The 15,358-nt window shown below is 65.1% G+C and carries 18 protein-coding genes and 4 tRNA genes; 3 read left to right on the top strand and 19 right to left on the bottom strand.

Going from position 1 to position 15,358, the window contains the following annotated elements:
• From rplJ to V6D40_RS07800, 11 genes are all read right to left on the bottom strand, one after another.
• A partial coding sequence (rplJ, locus tag V6D40_RS07850) for a 50S ribosomal protein L10 (protein ID WP_334289799.1) occupies positions 1–187 on the bottom strand: 187 nt, incomplete at its 3' end.
• Between the two features lie 360 nt (positions 188–547).
• Complete coding sequence (rplA, locus tag V6D40_RS07845) at positions 548–1,258, bottom strand: 50S ribosomal protein L1 (protein WP_334289798.1); 711 nt, start codon at positions 1,256–1,258, stop codon at positions 548–550.
• A gap of 69 nt (positions 1,259–1,327) precedes the next feature.
• The gene (rplK, locus tag V6D40_RS07840) at positions 1,328–1,756 is read right to left on the bottom strand and encodes a 50S ribosomal protein L11 (RefSeq protein ID WP_334289797.1); all 429 of its coding nucleotides are present in this window, start codon (positions 1,754–1,756) and stop codon (positions 1,328–1,330) included.
• A gap of 192 nt (positions 1,757–1,948) precedes the next feature.
• Positions 1,949–2,737, bottom strand: a complete 789-nt coding sequence (gene nusG, locus V6D40_RS07835; protein ID WP_442891903.1) for a transcription termination/antitermination protein NusG — start codon at positions 2,735–2,737, stop codon at positions 1,949–1,951.
• A gap of 147 nt (positions 2,738–2,884) precedes the next feature.
• A complete protein-coding gene (locus tag V6D40_RS07830; RefSeq protein WP_334289795.1) occupies positions 2,885–3,022 on the bottom strand; it encodes a hypothetical protein in 138 nt (45 codons plus the stop codon).
• An 86-nt stretch (positions 3,023–3,108) separates the two neighbouring features.
• The gene (gene secE / locus V6D40_RS07825; protein WP_334289794.1) at positions 3,109–3,441 is read right to left on the bottom strand and encodes a preprotein translocase subunit SecE; all 333 of its coding nucleotides are present in this window, start codon (positions 3,439–3,441) and stop codon (positions 3,109–3,111) included.
• A 25-nt stretch (positions 3,442–3,466) separates the two neighbouring features.
• Positions 3,467–3,542, bottom strand: a tRNA-Trp gene (locus V6D40_RS07820).
• 74 nt (positions 3,543–3,616) lie between these two features.
• Positions 3,617–3,688: transfer RNA gene (locus tag V6D40_RS07815), tRNA-Met, on the bottom strand.
• 36 nt (positions 3,689–3,724) lie between these two features.
• A tRNA-Thr gene (locus tag V6D40_RS07810) sits at positions 3,725–3,797 on the bottom strand.
• Between the two features lie 265 nt (positions 3,798–4,062).
• Positions 4,063–4,144, bottom strand: a tRNA-Tyr gene (locus V6D40_RS07805).
• A 69-nt stretch (positions 4,145–4,213) separates the two neighbouring features.
• A complete protein-coding gene (locus V6D40_RS07800; protein WP_334289793.1) occupies positions 4,214–5,230 on the bottom strand; it encodes a polyprenyl synthetase family protein in 1,017 nt (338 codons plus the stop codon).
• 107 nt (positions 5,231–5,337) lie between these two features.
• Between V6D40_RS07800 and V6D40_RS07795 the strand changes: the two genes are divergently transcribed.
• On the top strand, positions 5,338–6,561 hold the full coding sequence (locus tag V6D40_RS07795) for a geranylgeranyl reductase family protein (RefSeq protein WP_334289792.1): 1,224 nt from the start codon (positions 5,338–5,340) through the stop codon (positions 6,559–6,561).
• Positions 6,562–6,569: 8 nt separating this feature from the next.
• On the opposite strand, the gene V6D40_RS07790 is transcribed toward V6D40_RS07795, so the two are convergent.
• The 8 genes from V6D40_RS07790 to V6D40_RS07755 form a co-directional block, all read right to left on the bottom strand.
• Positions 6,570–7,364 (bottom strand): hypothetical protein, encoded by a 795-nt coding sequence (locus V6D40_RS07790; RefSeq protein ID WP_334289791.1) that lies wholly within the window; start codon positions 7,362–7,364, stop codon positions 6,570–6,572.
• 68 nt (positions 7,365–7,432) lie between these two features.
• The gene (locus V6D40_RS07785; RefSeq protein ID WP_334289790.1) at positions 7,433–8,122 is read right to left on the bottom strand and encodes a demethylmenaquinone methyltransferase; all 690 of its coding nucleotides are present in this window, start codon (positions 8,120–8,122) and stop codon (positions 7,433–7,435) included.
• Between the two features lie 23 nt (positions 8,123–8,145).
• Positions 8,146–8,574, bottom strand: coding sequence for a hypothetical protein (locus V6D40_RS07780; protein WP_334289789.1), 429 nt, complete (start codon positions 8,572–8,574; stop codon positions 8,146–8,148).
• A gap of 9 nt (positions 8,575–8,583) precedes the next feature.
• Entirely contained in the window at positions 8,584–9,783 is a 1,200-nt protein-coding gene (locus V6D40_RS07775; RefSeq protein ID WP_334289788.1) for a glycosyltransferase family 4 protein, read from the bottom strand.
• 53 nt (positions 9,784–9,836) lie between these two features.
• Positions 9,837–11,456 (bottom strand): 2-succinyl-5-enolpyruvyl-6-hydroxy-3-cyclohexene-1-carboxylic-acid synthase, encoded by a 1,620-nt coding sequence (gene menD / locus V6D40_RS07770; RefSeq protein WP_334289787.1) that lies wholly within the window; start codon positions 11,454–11,456, stop codon positions 9,837–9,839.
• Complete coding sequence (locus tag V6D40_RS07765; RefSeq protein WP_334289786.1) at positions 11,453–11,965, bottom strand: hypothetical protein; 513 nt, start codon at positions 11,963–11,965, stop codon at positions 11,453–11,455. Before V6D40_RS07765 ends, menD begins: the two co-directional genes overlap by 4 nt.
• 36 nt (positions 11,966–12,001) lie before the next feature.
• The gene (locus V6D40_RS07760) at positions 12,002–13,582 is read right to left on the bottom strand and encodes an SLC13 family permease (RefSeq protein WP_334289785.1); all 1,581 of its coding nucleotides are present in this window, start codon (positions 13,580–13,582) and stop codon (positions 12,002–12,004) included.
• A gap of 63 nt (positions 13,583–13,645) precedes the next feature.
• Complete coding sequence (locus V6D40_RS07755) at positions 13,646–14,617, bottom strand: o-succinylbenzoate synthase (RefSeq protein WP_334289784.1); 972 nt, start codon at positions 14,615–14,617, stop codon at positions 13,646–13,648.
• A 25-nt stretch (positions 14,618–14,642) separates the two neighbouring features.
• Between V6D40_RS07755 and V6D40_RS07750 the strand changes: the two genes are divergently transcribed.
• Together V6D40_RS07750 and V6D40_RS07745 are read left to right on the top strand one after the other, a co-directional pair.
• Positions 14,643–15,014, top strand: a complete 372-nt coding sequence (locus V6D40_RS07750) for a YidH family protein (protein ID WP_334289783.1) — start codon at positions 14,643–14,645, stop codon at positions 15,012–15,014.
• Between the two features lie 3 nt (positions 15,015–15,017).
• Positions 15,018–15,347, top strand: coding sequence for a DUF202 domain-containing protein (locus V6D40_RS07745; RefSeq protein WP_334289782.1), 330 nt, complete (start codon positions 15,018–15,020; stop codon positions 15,345–15,347).
• The last annotated feature ends 11 nt before the right edge of the window (positions 15,348–15,358 follow it).

The raw sequence follows: 15,358 nt of genomic DNA, 5'->3' as shown, positions 1-15,358 counted from the left end.
CGTTAGCAGCGATCTTGACGAGGGTGTTCTTGGCGACGTGCAGTTCAACGTCAAATCCGAGGTCACCACGCAGCTGCTGGAGCTGACCCACGGTCAGACCGCGGTACTCGGTGAGGAACACAGCCGAGGAGCCAGCGAACTTTTCCTTCAGTTCAGCCAACTCCGCAACGTTCTTCGGGTTTGCCATGACACACGCCTCCTTCCAATTACTTCTTGGTTCTGTTATCCGCCCGGGACAACGAAAAGCTGCCCCGTGCAGAAGCACGAGGCAGCCAAAAAGGTGTGCCACGTTTCTCCTGCGTGGGTCGGTCTCTTGCGAGACACTTTAAGCCTCCGCGGGGGAAGCAACCGACGGTCTTCGGTGAAACTTGAGCTCGGCCGCAAAGCAGCCGTTCAAACTTCAGGTAGGGATACTAACGGGCACAGGTGCGAATCACCAAATCGGCCACTCCGCACCCCCGCATAACACGAAAGCGGCGAGGCCTCCCGCGACATGGGAGCCTCGCCGCTTTCAGCAGCCAGCTAGCGGCAGCTAGCTATACGGCGCTTACGCCTGCTCGGTGTAGTTCTTCTGCACCGACGGATCAACCGGCACGCCCGGACCCTGAGTCGCGGAGACGGTGATCTTCTTCAGGTAAATGCCCTTGGCGGAAGCCGGCTTCAGACGGATGACCTCGTCCAGCAGCGCACCGTAGTTCTCAGCGAGCTGCTCCGGGGTGAACGACGCCTTGCCGATCAGGGCGTGGAGGTTGGAGGCCTTGTCCACGCGGAAGGCAATCTTGCCGCCCTTGGACTCCTGGACAGCCTTTGCAACGTCCGGGGTGACGGTGCCGGTCTTCGGGTTCGGCATCAGGCCGCGCGGACCGAGGACGCGGGCGACGCGGCCCACCTTTGCCATCTGGTCCGGGGTAGCGATGGCGACGTCGAAGTCGATCTGGCCAGCGTTGATCTGCTCGATCAGCGCGTCGGTACCAACGATGTCAGCACCTGCTTCCTCAGCCTTGGTAGCGTTCTCGCCCTCGGCGAAGACGGCGACGCGGACGGTCTTACCGGTGCCGTGCGGCAGGTTCACAGTGCCGCGGACGAGCTGATCAGCCTTGCGCGGGTCGACGGAGAGGCGCATTGCCACGTCGATGGTCGCGTCGTAGTTCTTGGAGGAGGTCTCCTGAGCGAGCTTCACAGCCTCGAGCGGGGTGTACAGGTGGTCGCGGTCGACCTTTGCAAACTGCTCGTTGTAGTGCTTGGACTTGTTAGCCATGTTCTAGTTCCTTCCGGTTAAGGAGTTGTGGTTGGTGCGGGCCTGGCCGGCCCTGCCACAAATGGGGATTTACTTTTCGACCTCGATGCCCATGGAGCGGGCAGTACCAGCGATGATCGCAGCGCCAGCCTCGATGTCGCGGGCGTTGAGGTCTTCCTTCTTGGTCTCTGCGATCTCCTTGCACTGCTCCCAGGTGACCTTGCCAACCTTCTGGGAGTGCGGGACGCCAGAGCCCTTCTGCAGGCCGGCAGCCTTGAGCAGGAGCTTCGCAGCTGGCGGGGACTTCAGGACGAAGTCGAAGGAGCGGTCTTCGTAGACCGTGATCTCGACCGGGATGATGTTGCCGCGCATGGACTCGGTCGCAGCGTTGTAGGCCTTGGTGAACTCGACGATGTTCACGCCGTGGGCACCAAGTGCCGGACCAACCGGCGGAGCCGGGTTCGCCATGCCAGCTTCGATCTGCAGCTTGATCAGGCCGGTGACTTTCTTCTTTGCCATCGAATTACCTCAATTCCTAGGTACGGGGCGCGGTCACGATGCATAGCCGCGCCCTTCCGGATGCCGGGTCTAGCCTTCATCGGCCGGCCCAGCCACCGGGGAGAACGAATGAAAAAACGCCGCACCGCATTCGGGTGCGACGTTTGAGTGTATCGGCCAGCTACCGAATCACCAAAAGTGATCTGCGGGAAGCTAGATAATGCGCTCGATCTGGTCGGCGGTGAGCTCCACCGGGGTCTCGCGGCCGAAGATGGAGACGAGCGCCTGGATCTTGCCGGTTTCCGGGTCGATCGCGTTGATGGTCGCCGAGACAGAAGCCAAGGCACCGGAGAGGATGGTGACAGCTTCGCCGACCTGGTAGTCGTGCGCCACCTTCGACGGGGTCTCCTCCTCCGGCATGGCAATGACGGTCTCGCCGTCCTCGTTCGCCGCCTGCTTGCTGGCGTCCTCGACCTTCGGCATAAGGAACTTCGCCACGTCGCGGTGCTTCACCGGCGTTGCGTTGCCCTCGTTGCCAACGAAGGAGGTCACGCCCGGCGTTTCGCGGACCACGGACCACGCAGCGTCGTTCATGTCCATGCGGACGAGCACGTAGCCCGGCAACAGCTTGCGCTTGACCAGCTTCTTCTTGCCGTCCTTGGTCTCGAGCGCCTGCTCGATGGGCACGACGACGTCGTAAATCGAGTCCTCCACCTCGAGCGTCTGGATACGCATATCGAGGTTGGTCTTCACCTTGTTCTCGTAGCCGGAGTAGGACTGGATGATGTACCACTCGCCGGGGAGTTTCTTCAGCTCCCTGGTGTACTCGCGCAGACGGCGGCGGTACTCGGAGTCGTCGTCAGCAGCGTCGCCGCCCAGCGCGGATACAGCTGCGGCGAGGTCGCCCTCCTGGATGGGCTCCTCTTCCGGGGTAGTCTCGTCGACGGTCTCCTCGAGCAGCGGCTCGGTCTCCGGCTCAACCGGCGCACCCTCGTCGATCATCTCCTGGTTGTCTTCGACCTCTTCGGCGAACTCAACCAAGGCTTCGGGTTGGTCGTCGGAGGCGTTGCCTGCCTGCGCCGCGCTGTCTTCCACGTACCCCGCCTCAGCAGCGGCCTCGAGTTCCACGTTGTCGTTGTCTGTAGCCATTTACTCGCCATCCTTGTCGTGCTCGTGCTGGGCGCCGGTCTCCGGGTCCGTCTCCGGCTCAACCGGCGCACCCTCGTCGATCATCTCCAGCTCGTTGTTCTCAACGGTGCTTTCAACGTCCTTGTTGTTCTCCGTCATGGTGGGCTCCTTTGAAGGTGAGAGACAAATTATCCCGCCTACCTCGGTGCTCGAGGTGGCGGGAAACGTACAACTCCGGAGTATACCTAACGGATCAATACCCACTCAACAAGGTTGGCGGCAATCCAGTCTGTGCCCCACATCAAAACGGTCAGGACGATGAGGAAGGCGAACACGATGAGGGTGTAGTTGACCATCTGGCGACCGGTCGGCCAGATGACCTTCTTCATCTCCTCGGCAACTTCGCCCGGGAACGCCGCTACACCTTTACCGCCGTAGCTTTCGCGGTCGGAGTCGGCGGTGGTGTCCTTCGCCGGGGCGCGCTTGTCCTCGTAGTCAGCAGAGGACACAGGAGTTACTCCGCGCAGCTGGCGCTTGCCGGTGGGCTGCGCCGGGGTCTGGCCGTTCGGATTAGTCAAGAGAACTCCTCCAACTTAAAAGTTCTGGCAGGGGCGACAGGACTCGAACCTGCAACCTACGGTTTTGGAGACCGTTGCGCTACCAATTGCGCCACGCCCCTAGGGCAATCGCGGCAAAACGCGCAATGCACCTAGACCCTACCACGGGCGCCTGCCGGCTCCCGTGCTTGGGAAGTAGCGATGGAGAGAATTGAACTCTCGACACAGCGATTATGAGTCGCTTGCTCTACCACTGAGCTACACCGCCATCGTGCTCGTCGTACCGTTGGCAGACAAACAACAGAGCCCCCTGACAGAATCGAACTGTCGACCTTTTCCTTACCATGGAAACGCTCTGCCGACTGAGCTAAGGGGGCACAGCCTCTTCTTCGTGAACTCCGCGATTCTTTCGTTTCGCTCGGCCCTCTCTGTTGAAGCCTTGGAAAGATTAACCCGCCACTGCAATGTTGCACAAATCGGCTGGTTATTCCCCGGTTTTTGGCACCGAAACACATGTCTCACGGACACACTTTTTGACCCTTAACCCCCGTAGGGCTGCCCCTTAGGCCTCACCCCGGCACGGCACCCGCGAACGACAAAACCCGCCACCTTGCAGGTGACGGGTGATACCGATTCAAACTGTGCCAGGTAGAAGATTCGAACTTCTGAAGGCAATGCCGGCGGATTTACAGTCCGCTCCCTTTGGCCGCTCGGGCAACCTGGCGAGCACGTTTGAAGTGCGTAGATCACTCTACAACACTGCGCCCGTGCAGACGCAAACCGGCAGGTGAGCCTAGCCGACGCGCGAGACTGTGTACCGCGACAAACGCAGCAGGGCGTCCTTTGCGGGCGAGGCAGGAAGGCCCGCCAGCTCCGTTTCTACAGCGTCGAGGTAGCCCCGCACCGTCGTCAAGGAGCGCTCCCTGCCGTCAGTCTGACCGATCAGCTCGAGCGCCCGCGCAACCTCCGCATCGCTCTCCAGCGGGCCTGTCAGCATGCCGCGCAGCTCCTCACCTGCCGGCGAATCCTCTTCCAGCGCGTAGAGCACCGGGAGGGTGAACACCCCCTCGCGCAGGTCGGTGCCCGGGGTCTTCCCGGACTGCTCGGGGTCGGAGAAGATGTCGATGATGTCGTCCACAATCTGGAAGACCATGCCGATCGCGGCACCGAGGCGTTGGCAACGCGCCACCGTCTCCTCGTCCGCGCCGGAATGCAGCGCGCCGAGGTACGCCGCCAAGGCGATCAGCACGCCGGTCTTTTCCTCGATCACTTTGAGGTAGTGGTCCACAGGGTCCGCGCCGCGCAGCCCTTCCGTTTCACGCATCTGGCCGGTGACCAGCGTCTGGAACGTGTCGGCGAAGTGCTTGACGGTGTGGGTGTCGATCTCGCTCATCAGCCGCGCGCTCTGCGCGAGCAGAATGTCGCCCGCGAGGATCGCCACCGAGTTGTCCCAGCGAGCGTTGGCGGACTCCACGCCGCGGCGCCTCTCAGCCTCGTCCATCACGTCGTCGTGGTAGAGCGTTGCCAAGTGCACCATCTCGGTGAGCACGGCGCCGCGGATCACGTTGATCGCTTCCGGGTGCGGTCCGAATTCGGAGCACAGCAGCGTGATGATGGGGCGGAACCGCTTCCCGCCGGCGAACGCGAGGTGGTTGACCTTCTCAGTGATGAAATCCTCACCGTCGTTCAGCCGGTCTTTCAGCATCTCCTCCACAGCAGCCAAATCTCGAGCGATGCGCTCGGTGAGCCCCTCATCGCCGAGATCGAGGGGGAACCCGCCCCGCGGTGGCGGTGTGATGCCGTTGGTCATCGGTGATGTCCTTGAAAAGTTGAAAACGGGCGAATGACTGCCCTTAACCGTAGTCCACCAATCCCCGTCCACAATGCAGCAGGGCCGAGCTGGCACAATGGCTCACCGTGAGTGCGCAAAGGTTCGACTGCCTCGTGGTTGGTGCGGGTCCCTCTGGGTCGACGGCGGCGATCGCCGCGCAGAGGGCGGGTTGGAGCACATTGCTTATCGACGCAGCCCCAACCCCCCGGGACAAAACCTGCGGCGACGGCCTGACACCGAGAGCAGTGCACACCCTCATAGCTTTCGACTTGGAGCATGTGCTGCCGGCCTACCGCAACCGCGGCCTGAAGCTGCACGGCTACGGCGGCGACGTCACCGCCGCCTGGCCGGATGGCGTCTACGGCACCGAAGGGTCTGCGAGCCCGCGCATGGAGTTCGACGCGGCGCTGGTTCGCGAAGCCGAGGCCGCCGGCGCTACCGTGTGGCGCGACTGCCCCGCCACCGGCGCGGAGTTTTCCGGCGGCGCGATCAGCGTTGTCACCACCCCGCGCGGCGACGTCGAGCCGAAGTGGGTGATCGTCGCGGACGGGGTGCGCTCCTCTTTCGGCAAAACGCTCGGCCGGGTGTGGCACCGCGGCGAGGTCTACGGGATCGCCGCCCGCAGCTACTGCACCTCGCCGCTTGCCGACGAGCCGTGGATGCACTCCCACGTTGAACTGCGCGACGGCGACGCGATCCAACCCGGGTACGGCTGGATTTTCCCGCTTGGCAACGGGCAGGTGAACCTCGGCTGCGGCGCGCTGTCCACCGACGCGCGGCCGGCCAAGGTGAACACGAAGAAGCTGCTCAGCCACTACGCGGCACAGCAGCGCGACGATTGGCAGCTGGGGCCGGAGGAACACGTCACCTCGGCGCTGCTGCCGATGGGCGGTGCGGTCTCGAACGTGGCGGGCCCGAACTGGGCGCTCATCGGTGACGCCGCCGCGTGCGTCAACCCCTTAAACGGCGAGGGCATCGATTACGGCATGGAAACCGCGGCGATGTCCGTGGAACTCATCGCAAGCGGCACCCGCGACCTGACACTTGCCTGGCCACACGCGCTGCGCCAGTCCTACGGCGAAGCCTTCACCCTGGCGCGCTCCGCGGCGAGGCTACTGACCTACCCGCAGTTCCTCCCGCTCGTCGGCCCCTTGGGGATGCGCGGGCCGGTCGGCGCGAAGCTGATGCCGGCGGCCGCCCGCCTGATGGGCAACCTGATCGACGACGGGGACCGCGACCTGATCGCCCGCGCGTGGCGCACCGCCGGCCGCGTCGCCCCGCGCAACGCCCCGCTGTGGGATGTTGCGTAGGAAATGGACTAGGCCGCGTCGAGTAGCTTGTAGTCCTCGACGACCTCTTCAACAGCAAGTAGCACCGCGCGCAGCAGGCCATACGCCGGTTTCGCGGTCTCAATGACGACGGCGACTAGCATGCCGTGCACGGAGAACTGAGTCTCGACACGTGACCCCAGCCGCTTGTCGTCGAACAGCGGCAGCGGGAAGAACACCGCCTGGCCAACCTGCTTCTTCGCCTGTTTGCCCGTCATCGGGGTGTGCTTGGTGGTCATCCCGACCCGTACGCGCCCAGAGCTGTCCTTGAGTTTTTCGGACTTGAAATCGTGTATTTCCACGCGCATGACGCGCGCTTCGTTCCCGGTGGGTTTAATCGGCTTGGGCAGAACGTCGGCAACCGCGGCGCGCATCTGCGCGAGGCGCCGCTCGGTATCTTGGCTACGCATCGCCAGCGCGTAGGCATACGCTTGCACAAACCGCGGCTCCCGCTTTAAGCCCTCCCCGCAAAAAGCAATTATGGAGTCTGCTTCCTCCGCCGCACTCGCTGCGTCGCGCTTGCGTGGCGGCACACTCACCAGGGTTCGGGCCACAATGGTGATCTGGGTGAGCTCCTCCAGCGTTTCGCCGGAGAGCGGTTGCGAGTCGTCGACAGGTTCGTACTCGAAGACTGCGGCCTCAATGGCCTCGACTATCGCGTCCCCGATCTCGTAGCCGAAATCGCTGACGTCTTTCCCCCGTGCGGAGATCATCACCGTTCCCCGCAGCTGCGTTCCGTAAGTTCCAGAGGTCTCAGCCTCCGCGTAAAAAGTTGTGTTCCCCATACCGGCAGAGCCTAAAAGCACTACCTGGGGAAAGCAGCCCCGCGGCCGCACACTTCAGTGGGCAGACCCTATCCGGGTTTGACAGCGCTGTGGATCGCCACGATCCCGCCGGTGAGGTTTTGCCAGCCCGCGTCCTGCCAGCCGTTTCGGTTGATCGCGCGGGCGAGCTCCTCCTGGCTCGGCCAGGCGCGGATGGAGTCGGCGAGGTACTCGTAAGCCTCCGGGTTGGAGGAAAACACCTTGGCCACCCGGGGCAGCGCGACCGGAAGATATTCCTTGTACACGGTGCGGAACCCCGGGATCACCGGCGTGGAGAACTCGTTGACCGCTAGGCGCCCGCCCGGCTTGGTCACGCGAGCCATCTCGCGCAGACCCGCTTCGAAGTCGTGGACGTTGCGCAGCCCGTAGGAGATAGTCACCGCGTCGAAGGTGTTGTCGGCGAACGGCAGGTGCATGGCGTCGCCGGCGACCTTCGGCACGTTGCGCTCCCGCCCGGCTGCGAGCATGCCCTGGGAGAAGTCGCATGCCACGACCCAAGCGCCGGACTTAGCCAGCTCGACGGTGGACACTGCGGTACCCGCCGCCAAGTCCAGCACCCGCTCGCCGGGTTTCAGGTCGAGGCGCCTGCGGGTTCGGGTGCGCCACTTTCTGTCCAGGCCGAACGAGAGCACCGTGTTGGTGATGTCGTACTTCTCCCCGACGTCGTCGAACATGCCCGCGACGTCAAAAGGTTGCTTGTCCAGGTCTGCCTTGGCCATGGTGGGAAAGTTTACGCGCCCGCTTAGTTGGCCAGCACCCAGGTGGAGGACCCGTCGGCTTTTTCAAAGCGCAGCGGCTCGTCCTCGCCGATCTCGCGCACGCTTTCGCCCGAGGTGCACACGTCGATTTCTGCTCTGTTGAGGCGCTCCTTGACCAGCGCGCCGCGCTCGAGCTTGGCCACGATCCAGTTCACCGAATCGTCCAAGTCCTCGTTTCGGAACACCGTCTCACCGAACAGCTCGTTGACGCCCTCACCGCTGTAGGGGCACGCGATCGCGGCCCGCTGGATTGGCGGCAGCAACTCCCCCAGCGTCACGGTCGCGGGGCTTGCAGCGCCCTCGAGCGCGTTACCCACGGTTTTCACGTTGTTCACAACGCTGCAGCCGGTCGCCGCGAGCGCCACGGAAGCGGCCAGGCACGCGGCCGCTGCCTGAGATGCACGCTTACTCACGACTGCCCCCTAAGCATTCTTGCGCCGCCGCGGCAGGCGCATCCACCGCGGCACAACAACGTCCTTGCCGAAGATACGCACATGCTTGCGGTCGTGCTTGGACACCACTTCCTCATAGTAGCCCATCAGCTGCCGGCACAGCGCGTCCCACGTCTTGTCCGCGACGGACTCACGGGCGTTGGCCTTCAGCTCGTCCAACCGGGTGTCGTCGAGGATCCAGGCCGCCGCCTCCGGGAGATCCTCTTCGAACGTGTCCACGTCGAGGAGCCGGCCGTTGACGTCCTCTTGTATCAGGTCGATCGGCCCGCCTGCCCTGGGACCGATGGTGGGCACGCCCGAGGCCTGCGCTTCTTGGATGGCCTGGCAGAACGTCTCGAACTCGCCGGTGTGGACGAACAGGTCCAAGCTGGCGTAAGCGCGGGCGAGGTCCTCGCCCGACAACGAGCCGGTGAACACCGCCCCCGGCAGCGCCTCCTCCAGCGCGGGGCGCTCGGGACCGTCGCCGACGATGACGAGCTGGATCGAGTCGTCGCTGTTCAACGGCGCCAGGCGGTGCACGCTCTTCTCGGCGGCAAGGCGGCCGACGAACCCGACCACCTTCTTCTCCCCCGTCGGATCCCACTCGCGGCGCAGCTCTCCGCTTCGGCGCGAGGGGTGGAACAGCTCCGCGTCCACGCCGCGGCCCCAGTGTCGCACGTTCTTGATGCCGCGGTCCTCCAGCTCGCGGATCGCCTCGGAAGACGGCGCAAGCGTCATCTGGCACATGTTGTGCACGGTGCGGGTCCAGTCCCACGCCACGTTCGCGATCATCGCAGCGTGGTACTTCGTGGCGAAGCCGGCCACGTCCGTTTGGTACAGCGCGACTGCGGGAACATCGAGCTGGCTCGCGGAAAACGCGCCCGCTCCGCCGAGGACGAACGGGCTGGCCAGGTGGATCACGTCGGGCTTGAACTCGGCGAGCGCCGCGGTCACCGTGGTCGTCGGCACGCCCACCGGCAGCGAGTCCACCAGTGGGATGCGCACCGTCGGCACGCGAACTATCTCGAATCCGAGGTAGTCGGGCACCTCCTCTTGAAAATCGCGGGCGCCTGGGGCGATCACGATGGCCTCGTGGCCCTCCTCCTTGAGGTGCTCGAGGACCCGGAGCACGGAATTGGTCACGCCGTTGATGTTCGGCAGAAACGACTCGGCCACAATTCCTACACGCATAACAGTCGAGCCTGACACAGCCGCTGAAACTAGCCGTCAACGAAACGTGAAGTTCACGTGAACTTTCGCGCCATCTCCCGCCGGGTGCCCCGGGTGGTGACCGCTTCCACGACCGCGATCGGCGCGGGGTTCGCCTCCAGCTCGAGGAGGATCTCCTGCAGTTCGGGGATGTTCTCCGCGCGGTAGTACGCGCAGCCGTACGCGTCCGCGATAGCCGCCAGGTCGGTGCCGTGGGGGGTACCGAATGCCCGCTCGAACGGCTCGCGCACGGCCTCAGCCCCAACCTCGAGTGTTTCAAAGATCCCGCCGCCGTCGTCGTTGGCCACCACGATGGTAAGGTTGCCCGGCCGCGGCTCGCCGGGGCCGATGAGCAGGCCGTTGACGTCGTGCAGGAATGTCAGGTCGCCCATGAGAGCGACCGTGCGCGGCGCGCGGATTTCGTCGGGGCGCAGCGCCTGGGTGGCCAGCGCGACGCCGACTGCCTGGGACACGGTGCCGTCGATACCCGCTGCTCCCCGCGGGCAGTAGGTGTCCACACCGTCGAACGGCATGCCGACCAGGCTGGCGTCGCGCACCGGGTTCGATGAGCCGACGACAAACGTGTCGCCGACTGCGAGGGTGTCGCACACGGCTGCTGCGACGTGGAGGCCGGTGAAGCCAAAGGCGGCGTCTTCAAGCGTGGTGCGCACGGTCTCCGCACCGACCTCGCCGGCCGCCTCGCAGATCTTCAGCCACGTGTCGGTCGGCTGGCCGGTTACATTCACGCGCGAGCCGCGCCTCATTGGGTTGCCGGTGAAAATTTCGGTGCGCGACAGGCCGATGACCTCAATGTCCGGGTCGGCCATCAGCGCCATCACGCCGCGGTGCAGCGTCGGGTGCCCCACCACAATGACCTGCTCCGGCTTCGTCGACGCCGCGAAATCCCCACCGTCGTGCGAGATCGACACCTCGGACTGCAGGAAAAACCGCGCGGCAAGCGGGTGCACCTGGTGGAACGGGGTTGGCGCGGTGGGCTCAGCGATCGTCGGCACGTGCTCGAGCCCCGGCACCTCCCACGCCTCGTCGCCCGCGATCACCAGGGTGTCCTTGGTCAGGTCGACGTCGACCGCGCCGTGGTCGACCCAGGAGGGCTTTGCTTGTAGACGCCCCGGGCCAACCCTCTTCGCCTTCCCCGCAGAAGCCGGCAAGGTCTCAGGCACCAGCGGCGTGTCGAGGGCGATGTTGATGTGGACCTGGTCGGCGTCGAACGACAGCTTGGCGACGTCCTGCTCCGTATCCACCCGCTGCGTTTCGGCGTAGCGGCCGAAGATCCCCTGCTGCCAAATGGTTTGGGGCGCGCCCGTACCCACGAGGCGGTGCGGGCGGTCTGCGCTCACCACCGCGATCGGGGTGTGCGACATGTGCGCCTCGATCACGGCGGGGTACGCGTTCGCCACAGCGGTGCCGGAGGTCATCACAACGGCCACGTGACGCTTCTGCACGCGCGCCATGCCGAGGGCGGTGAACGCGGCGGAGCGCTCGTCGATACGCATGTGCACCCGGATGTCGCGCCTGGCCAGAAGCGCGTACGCGAGCGGCGAGTTGCGCGAGCCCGGGCTCATCACCACGTCGGTGACGTTGCGGCTGAGCACGTCGACGACGGCGTTGGCTAACTGTTGCGCGTAGTACGTCATTGCGGCAACACCGACTCAGGGTGCTCAATGAAGCCGTCGAGACGGTTCAGGAAATCCTCGATGTCGACTTCTGGAAGCTCCGGCGCCGGGGGCTGTACCGCGGTCGGCTGCGGCTCCGCCGGGTTCGGGTTCGCGCCGGGATCCGCGCTGGGCGACTCGTTCTGGCGCTGCCCGAAGTCGAACGGGCGGCGCGTCGTAGTCTCCGTCGTTGTGGCGGTGGTGGTCTGGGTGATGGTCACCGGGGGCTTGTTCGCCTCCTCCGCCGCGGAGCGCCAGAGGAAGAACAACACGACGGACGCGACGGCGAGGATTGCGGACAGCAAGCCCAGCACCACCGCGGCGGTGTTGGAGCGCTGCGGCGGCTCCGGAGCGGAGTACTCGGGGGCGGCGTACTCGGGCTCCTCGTAGTACCCCGACTGCGCTTGCGGGTCGGGGAAATACTGCTGCGGGCGGCCCGGGCGCTGAGGTGTCGGGTCCCCGAAACCAAATTGGCGCGTTTGGTTATCCATGCGGATAAGCCTAACGCGCCAAGCGGGGGTGAAAACCTATAGCACCAGACCGAAGACCGGGACGGCGATGAAGTAGGTCGCCACGGAGATCAGCACGAGGCCGATCAGGTTGAGCCAGATACCGCCCTTGACCATCTCGCCCATGGTGACGTAGCCGGAGGAGTACGCGATCGCGTTCGGCGGGGTCGCGACAGGCAGCATGAACGCGCAGGTTGCGGCGAGGGCGACTGGGATGGCGAGTAGCATGACGTTCATGTCGGTGGCGTCGGTAAGCCCGATGCCCACTGCGACACCACCCATGATCGGCAGGAAGGTGGCCGCGGTCGCGGTGTTGGAGGTCAGCTCGGTGAGGAAGAGCACGAGCGCCGCGACGGCCGCGAGCAGCAGGAAGATCGGCAGGGACGCCAGACCCTTCGCCTTCTCACCGATCCACAGGCTCAGGCCCGTGGCGGTGAACATGGCCGACAGGCTGAGGCCGCCGCCGAAGAGCAGCAGGACGTCCCACGGCATCTGGTTCGCGGTCTCCCAGTCCAACAGGCGCTTGCCGTCGCCCTTCGCCGGAATGGTGAACATGAGCAGGCCGGCGATGATGCCGACAATGGCGTCGTCGTACGGGAAGTCCCAGCCGAACGCGTTGCGGCCCAGCGGGATGAAGATCCATGCCAGCGCGGCGACCAGGAAGATCAGGCCGACCATGATCTGCGGGGCAGTCCAGGCCCCGAGCTTCTTCAGCTCGTCGTCGATGAGCTCCTTGCCGCCCGGGATCTGGTCGATCTCCGGCTTGAACACGGTGATCAAAAGCCACCAGGCGACGAAGGTGAAGACGACGGCAATCGGCATACCCACAAGCATCCACTCACCGAAGCCGATGGTGATGCCGTGCGCCTCCTCCATGTAGCCCTTCAAAAGCGCGTTCGGCGGGGTACCGATCAGCGTGCCCAGCGAGCCGATGGACGCGGAGTAGGCAATGGCGAGCATGAGCGCAGTGGCGAAGCGCTTCTGGTTCTGCATGCCGCCGACGGAATCAGCGGTGAGCATGAGCACCGAGGTGCCGATCGGGAGCATCACCACGGCGGTGGCGGTGTTGGACACCCACATCGACATGAAGCCTGTGGCGAGCATGAAGCCCAGGATGATGCGCTTGGGGCTGGTGCCCACCAGCTTGACCACCATCAGCGCAAGACGGCGGTGCAGGTTCCAGCGCTGCAGGCCCAGCGCCATGAGGAAGCCGCCCATGAACAGGAAGATTGTCGCCGACGCGTACGGCGACGAGACCTCCTTGAACGGGGCGACGCCCATGATCGGGAAGACCGCGATCGGCAGGAGTGCAGTCGCTGCCAGCGGGATCGCCTCGGTCATCCACCACGCGGCCATCAGCACGGTGGTGGTGGCGACGACGCGCATGGATTGCGCGGAGTACTCCACGCCTTCCTTCGCACCGGAGGACTGGCTGACGGTGTCAGCCGCGCCGGTTGGGAAGATCCAGTAAACGATCGCGGCGAGCACAATGCCGGCGATCAGGCCGATAAGTTGGCGGCGCCACTCGCCCGGTTCCGGGCTCTTGGCAAGGTCACCGTCCGACTGGGCGGTGGAATCGAGCATGACGGGAGTTGACATGGCTTAAAACTTAACCGCCATCACCCCCGGAAACGGAACCCAAACAGGAGAAATTTTGCCCGCCTAAGAAGTTTCACCCCCGAGCAGGGGGAGACAGTCAGCCACCCGTTGGTACCACCATTCGCGCCGGTCAGCGGGGGCGCGCAAGCCGTGGAGACGCTCCGGGTCCGGGATCAGCGGCGCAGTGGACAGCGCGCCGTTGCTAAGCTGTCGCTTTTCCGCTATGTCCTCCACAAACAGCCGCTGGGTGGCAAGCCCGGCCGCGCGCGAGCCCGCAAGTTTCGCCGCCACCAACCCCGCGTTGATCCCAACCGCAGTGTCCAAGGCGCTAGCAACGGTCAGCTGAAGGTTCAGCTCCCGGGCAAGCGCAACGGTGCGCCGTACCCCACCAAGGGGGGCTTGCTTAACGACGCCCACCTGCGCCGCCCCCAGCGCCACCACCTTGTACGGGTCCGCCGCCCTCCTGATGGACTCGTCCGCGGCGATCGGTGTCGTCACCCGCGCGCGAACTTGGGCTAACTCTTCGACGGTTTTGCACGGCTGCTCGATGTACTCCAGCTGACCCTCGGCGGTGAGTTGGCGCTCCGCCTCGACGGCCTCGGCAACGCTCCACCCGCCGTTGGCGTCGACTCGGATCGCTGCACCGGGTCGGAGGCGGCGGACGGCTGCGACACGGGCAACGTCGTCAAGCAATGCGTGCCCCTTTTCCGCAACCTTGACCTTGAAGGTTCCCACACCCGGGAAACGCTCGAGGACCGCTTCGACCTCTTCCGGTCTCACCGCGGGCACGGTGCCGTTAACCTCCACGTCGCCCTCGACTTCGGGCAGTCCCTCGAACGCCGCCTCGATCCCGGCGCGCAGCCAGTGCTTCGCCTCGCCCGGCTCGTACTCCACGAACGGGGAGAACTCTCCCCAGCCGAAGGGGCCGTCAATAAGCAATGCCTCCCTGGTGGTGATTCCGCGGAAGCGCACGGCCATGGGCAGTGCGACCACGTGTGAGCGCTCGAGGATCTCATCGACGGTGGGCAGGTGCATGGCAGCCAGCGTAGCGTTGGGGCACATGAGCGCACCCGATCGCAGCGCGCTTGCGCGCCGGCTGTTCCCCGACGGCACCGAGCCAGACCCGCGCTTCACCCTTGCTAACGAGCGCACTTTCCTCGCTTGGACTCGAACGGCGCTTGCGTTTCTGGCCGGCGGGGTGGCGCTGGCGGCGTTCGACATCGCGGGGCTCGACCACTCGCGGCAGAAGGCAGTGGCGGTACTGATCATTGCCGCAGGCATCCTCATTGCCGGTGGTGCGGCCGTGCGGTGGGTGCGTGTGGAGCGCGCGATGCGCACTGGCCGCCCGCTGCCGGTGCCAGCGATCGTGCCGGTGCTGTCCCTAGTTGTGGTGGTGGCGCTCGTCGTCACCGCCGTGCTGATCGTGGTGTAGCCGGTGCGGTCCGACCTCCACGCACACGCGGATCCCGGGCTGCAGCCGGAGCGCACGTCCATGTCGTGGACGCGCACGGCGGTGGCCATGGTGGTCGTCGCGCTGGTGCTGCTGCGCTGGGCAGACGTGTACGGGCCCGCGGTGCTGCTGTTGATTGCGCTTTTGGCGTTGAGCGCGGGCTTCGTTGTGCTTTCCAACCACGCCGATTACAAGCGCGAAGTGGCCGGCCTGGAGGACGAGCGGGTGCAGCCGAACATGCACCGGGTGCTCGTGCTGACTGCCTCTGTGATCCTGCTCGGGGTGGGGTCGATCGCGCTGGTGCTCGCGCAGTAGGTCGCCCCGGG

This window comes from Corynebacterium sp. Marseille-Q4381, assembly GCF_036881695.1.
Classification (GTDB): domain Bacteria; phylum Actinomycetota; class Actinomycetes; order Mycobacteriales; family Mycobacteriaceae; genus Corynebacterium.
Note: the sequence above shows the minus strand (reverse complement) of the source record. Positions and strands in the feature narration are given on the sequence as shown.

Excerpts from the sequence above, each read along its gene's own strand:
- rplA (WP_334289798.1), bottom strand. The coding sequence starts at position 1,258 with ATGGCTAACAAGTCCAAGCACTACAACGAGCAGTTTGCAAAGGTCGAC.
- rplK (WP_334289797.1), bottom strand. The coding sequence starts at position 1,756 with ATGGCAAAGAAGAAAGTCACCGGCCTGATCAAGCTGCAGATCGAAGCT.
- nusG (WP_442891903.1), bottom strand. The coding sequence starts at position 2,737 with ATGATCGACGAGGGTGCGCCGGTTGAGCCGGAGACCGAGCCGCTGCTC.
- V6D40_RS07830 (WP_334289795.1), bottom strand. The coding sequence starts at position 3,022 with ATGACGGAGAACAACAAGGACGTTGAAAGCACCGTTGAGAACAACGAG.
- V6D40_RS07800 (WP_334289793.1), bottom strand. The coding sequence starts at position 5,230 with ATGACCAACGGCATCACACCGCCACCGCGGGGCGGGTTCCCCCTCGAT.
- V6D40_RS07790 (WP_334289791.1), bottom strand. The coding sequence starts at position 7,364 with ATGGGGAACACAACTTTTTACGCGGAGGCTGAGACCTCTGGAACTTAC.
- V6D40_RS07785 (WP_334289790.1), bottom strand. The coding sequence starts at position 8,122 with ATGGCCAAGGCAGACCTGGACAAGCAACCTTTTGACGTCGCGGGCATG.
- V6D40_RS07775 (WP_334289788.1), bottom strand. The coding sequence starts at position 9,783 with ATGCGTGTAGGAATTGTGGCCGAGTCGTTTCTGCCGAACATCAACGGC.
- menD (WP_334289787.1), bottom strand. The coding sequence starts at position 11,456 with ATGACGTACTACGCGCAACAGTTAGCCAACGCCGTCGTCGACGTGCTC.
- V6D40_RS07765 (WP_334289786.1), bottom strand. The coding sequence starts at position 11,965 with ATGGATAACCAAACGCGCCAATTTGGTTTCGGGGACCCGACACCTCAG.
- V6D40_RS07760 (WP_334289785.1), bottom strand. The coding sequence starts at position 13,582 with ATGTCAACTCCCGTCATGCTCGATTCCACCGCCCAGTCGGACGGTGAC.
- V6D40_RS07755 (WP_334289784.1), bottom strand. The coding sequence starts at position 14,617 with ATGCACCTGCCCACCGTCGATGAGATCCTCGAGCGCTCACACGTGGTC.
- V6D40_RS07750 (WP_334289783.1), top strand. The coding sequence starts at position 14,643 with ATGAGCGCACCCGATCGCAGCGCGCTTGCGCGCCGGCTGTTCCCCGAC.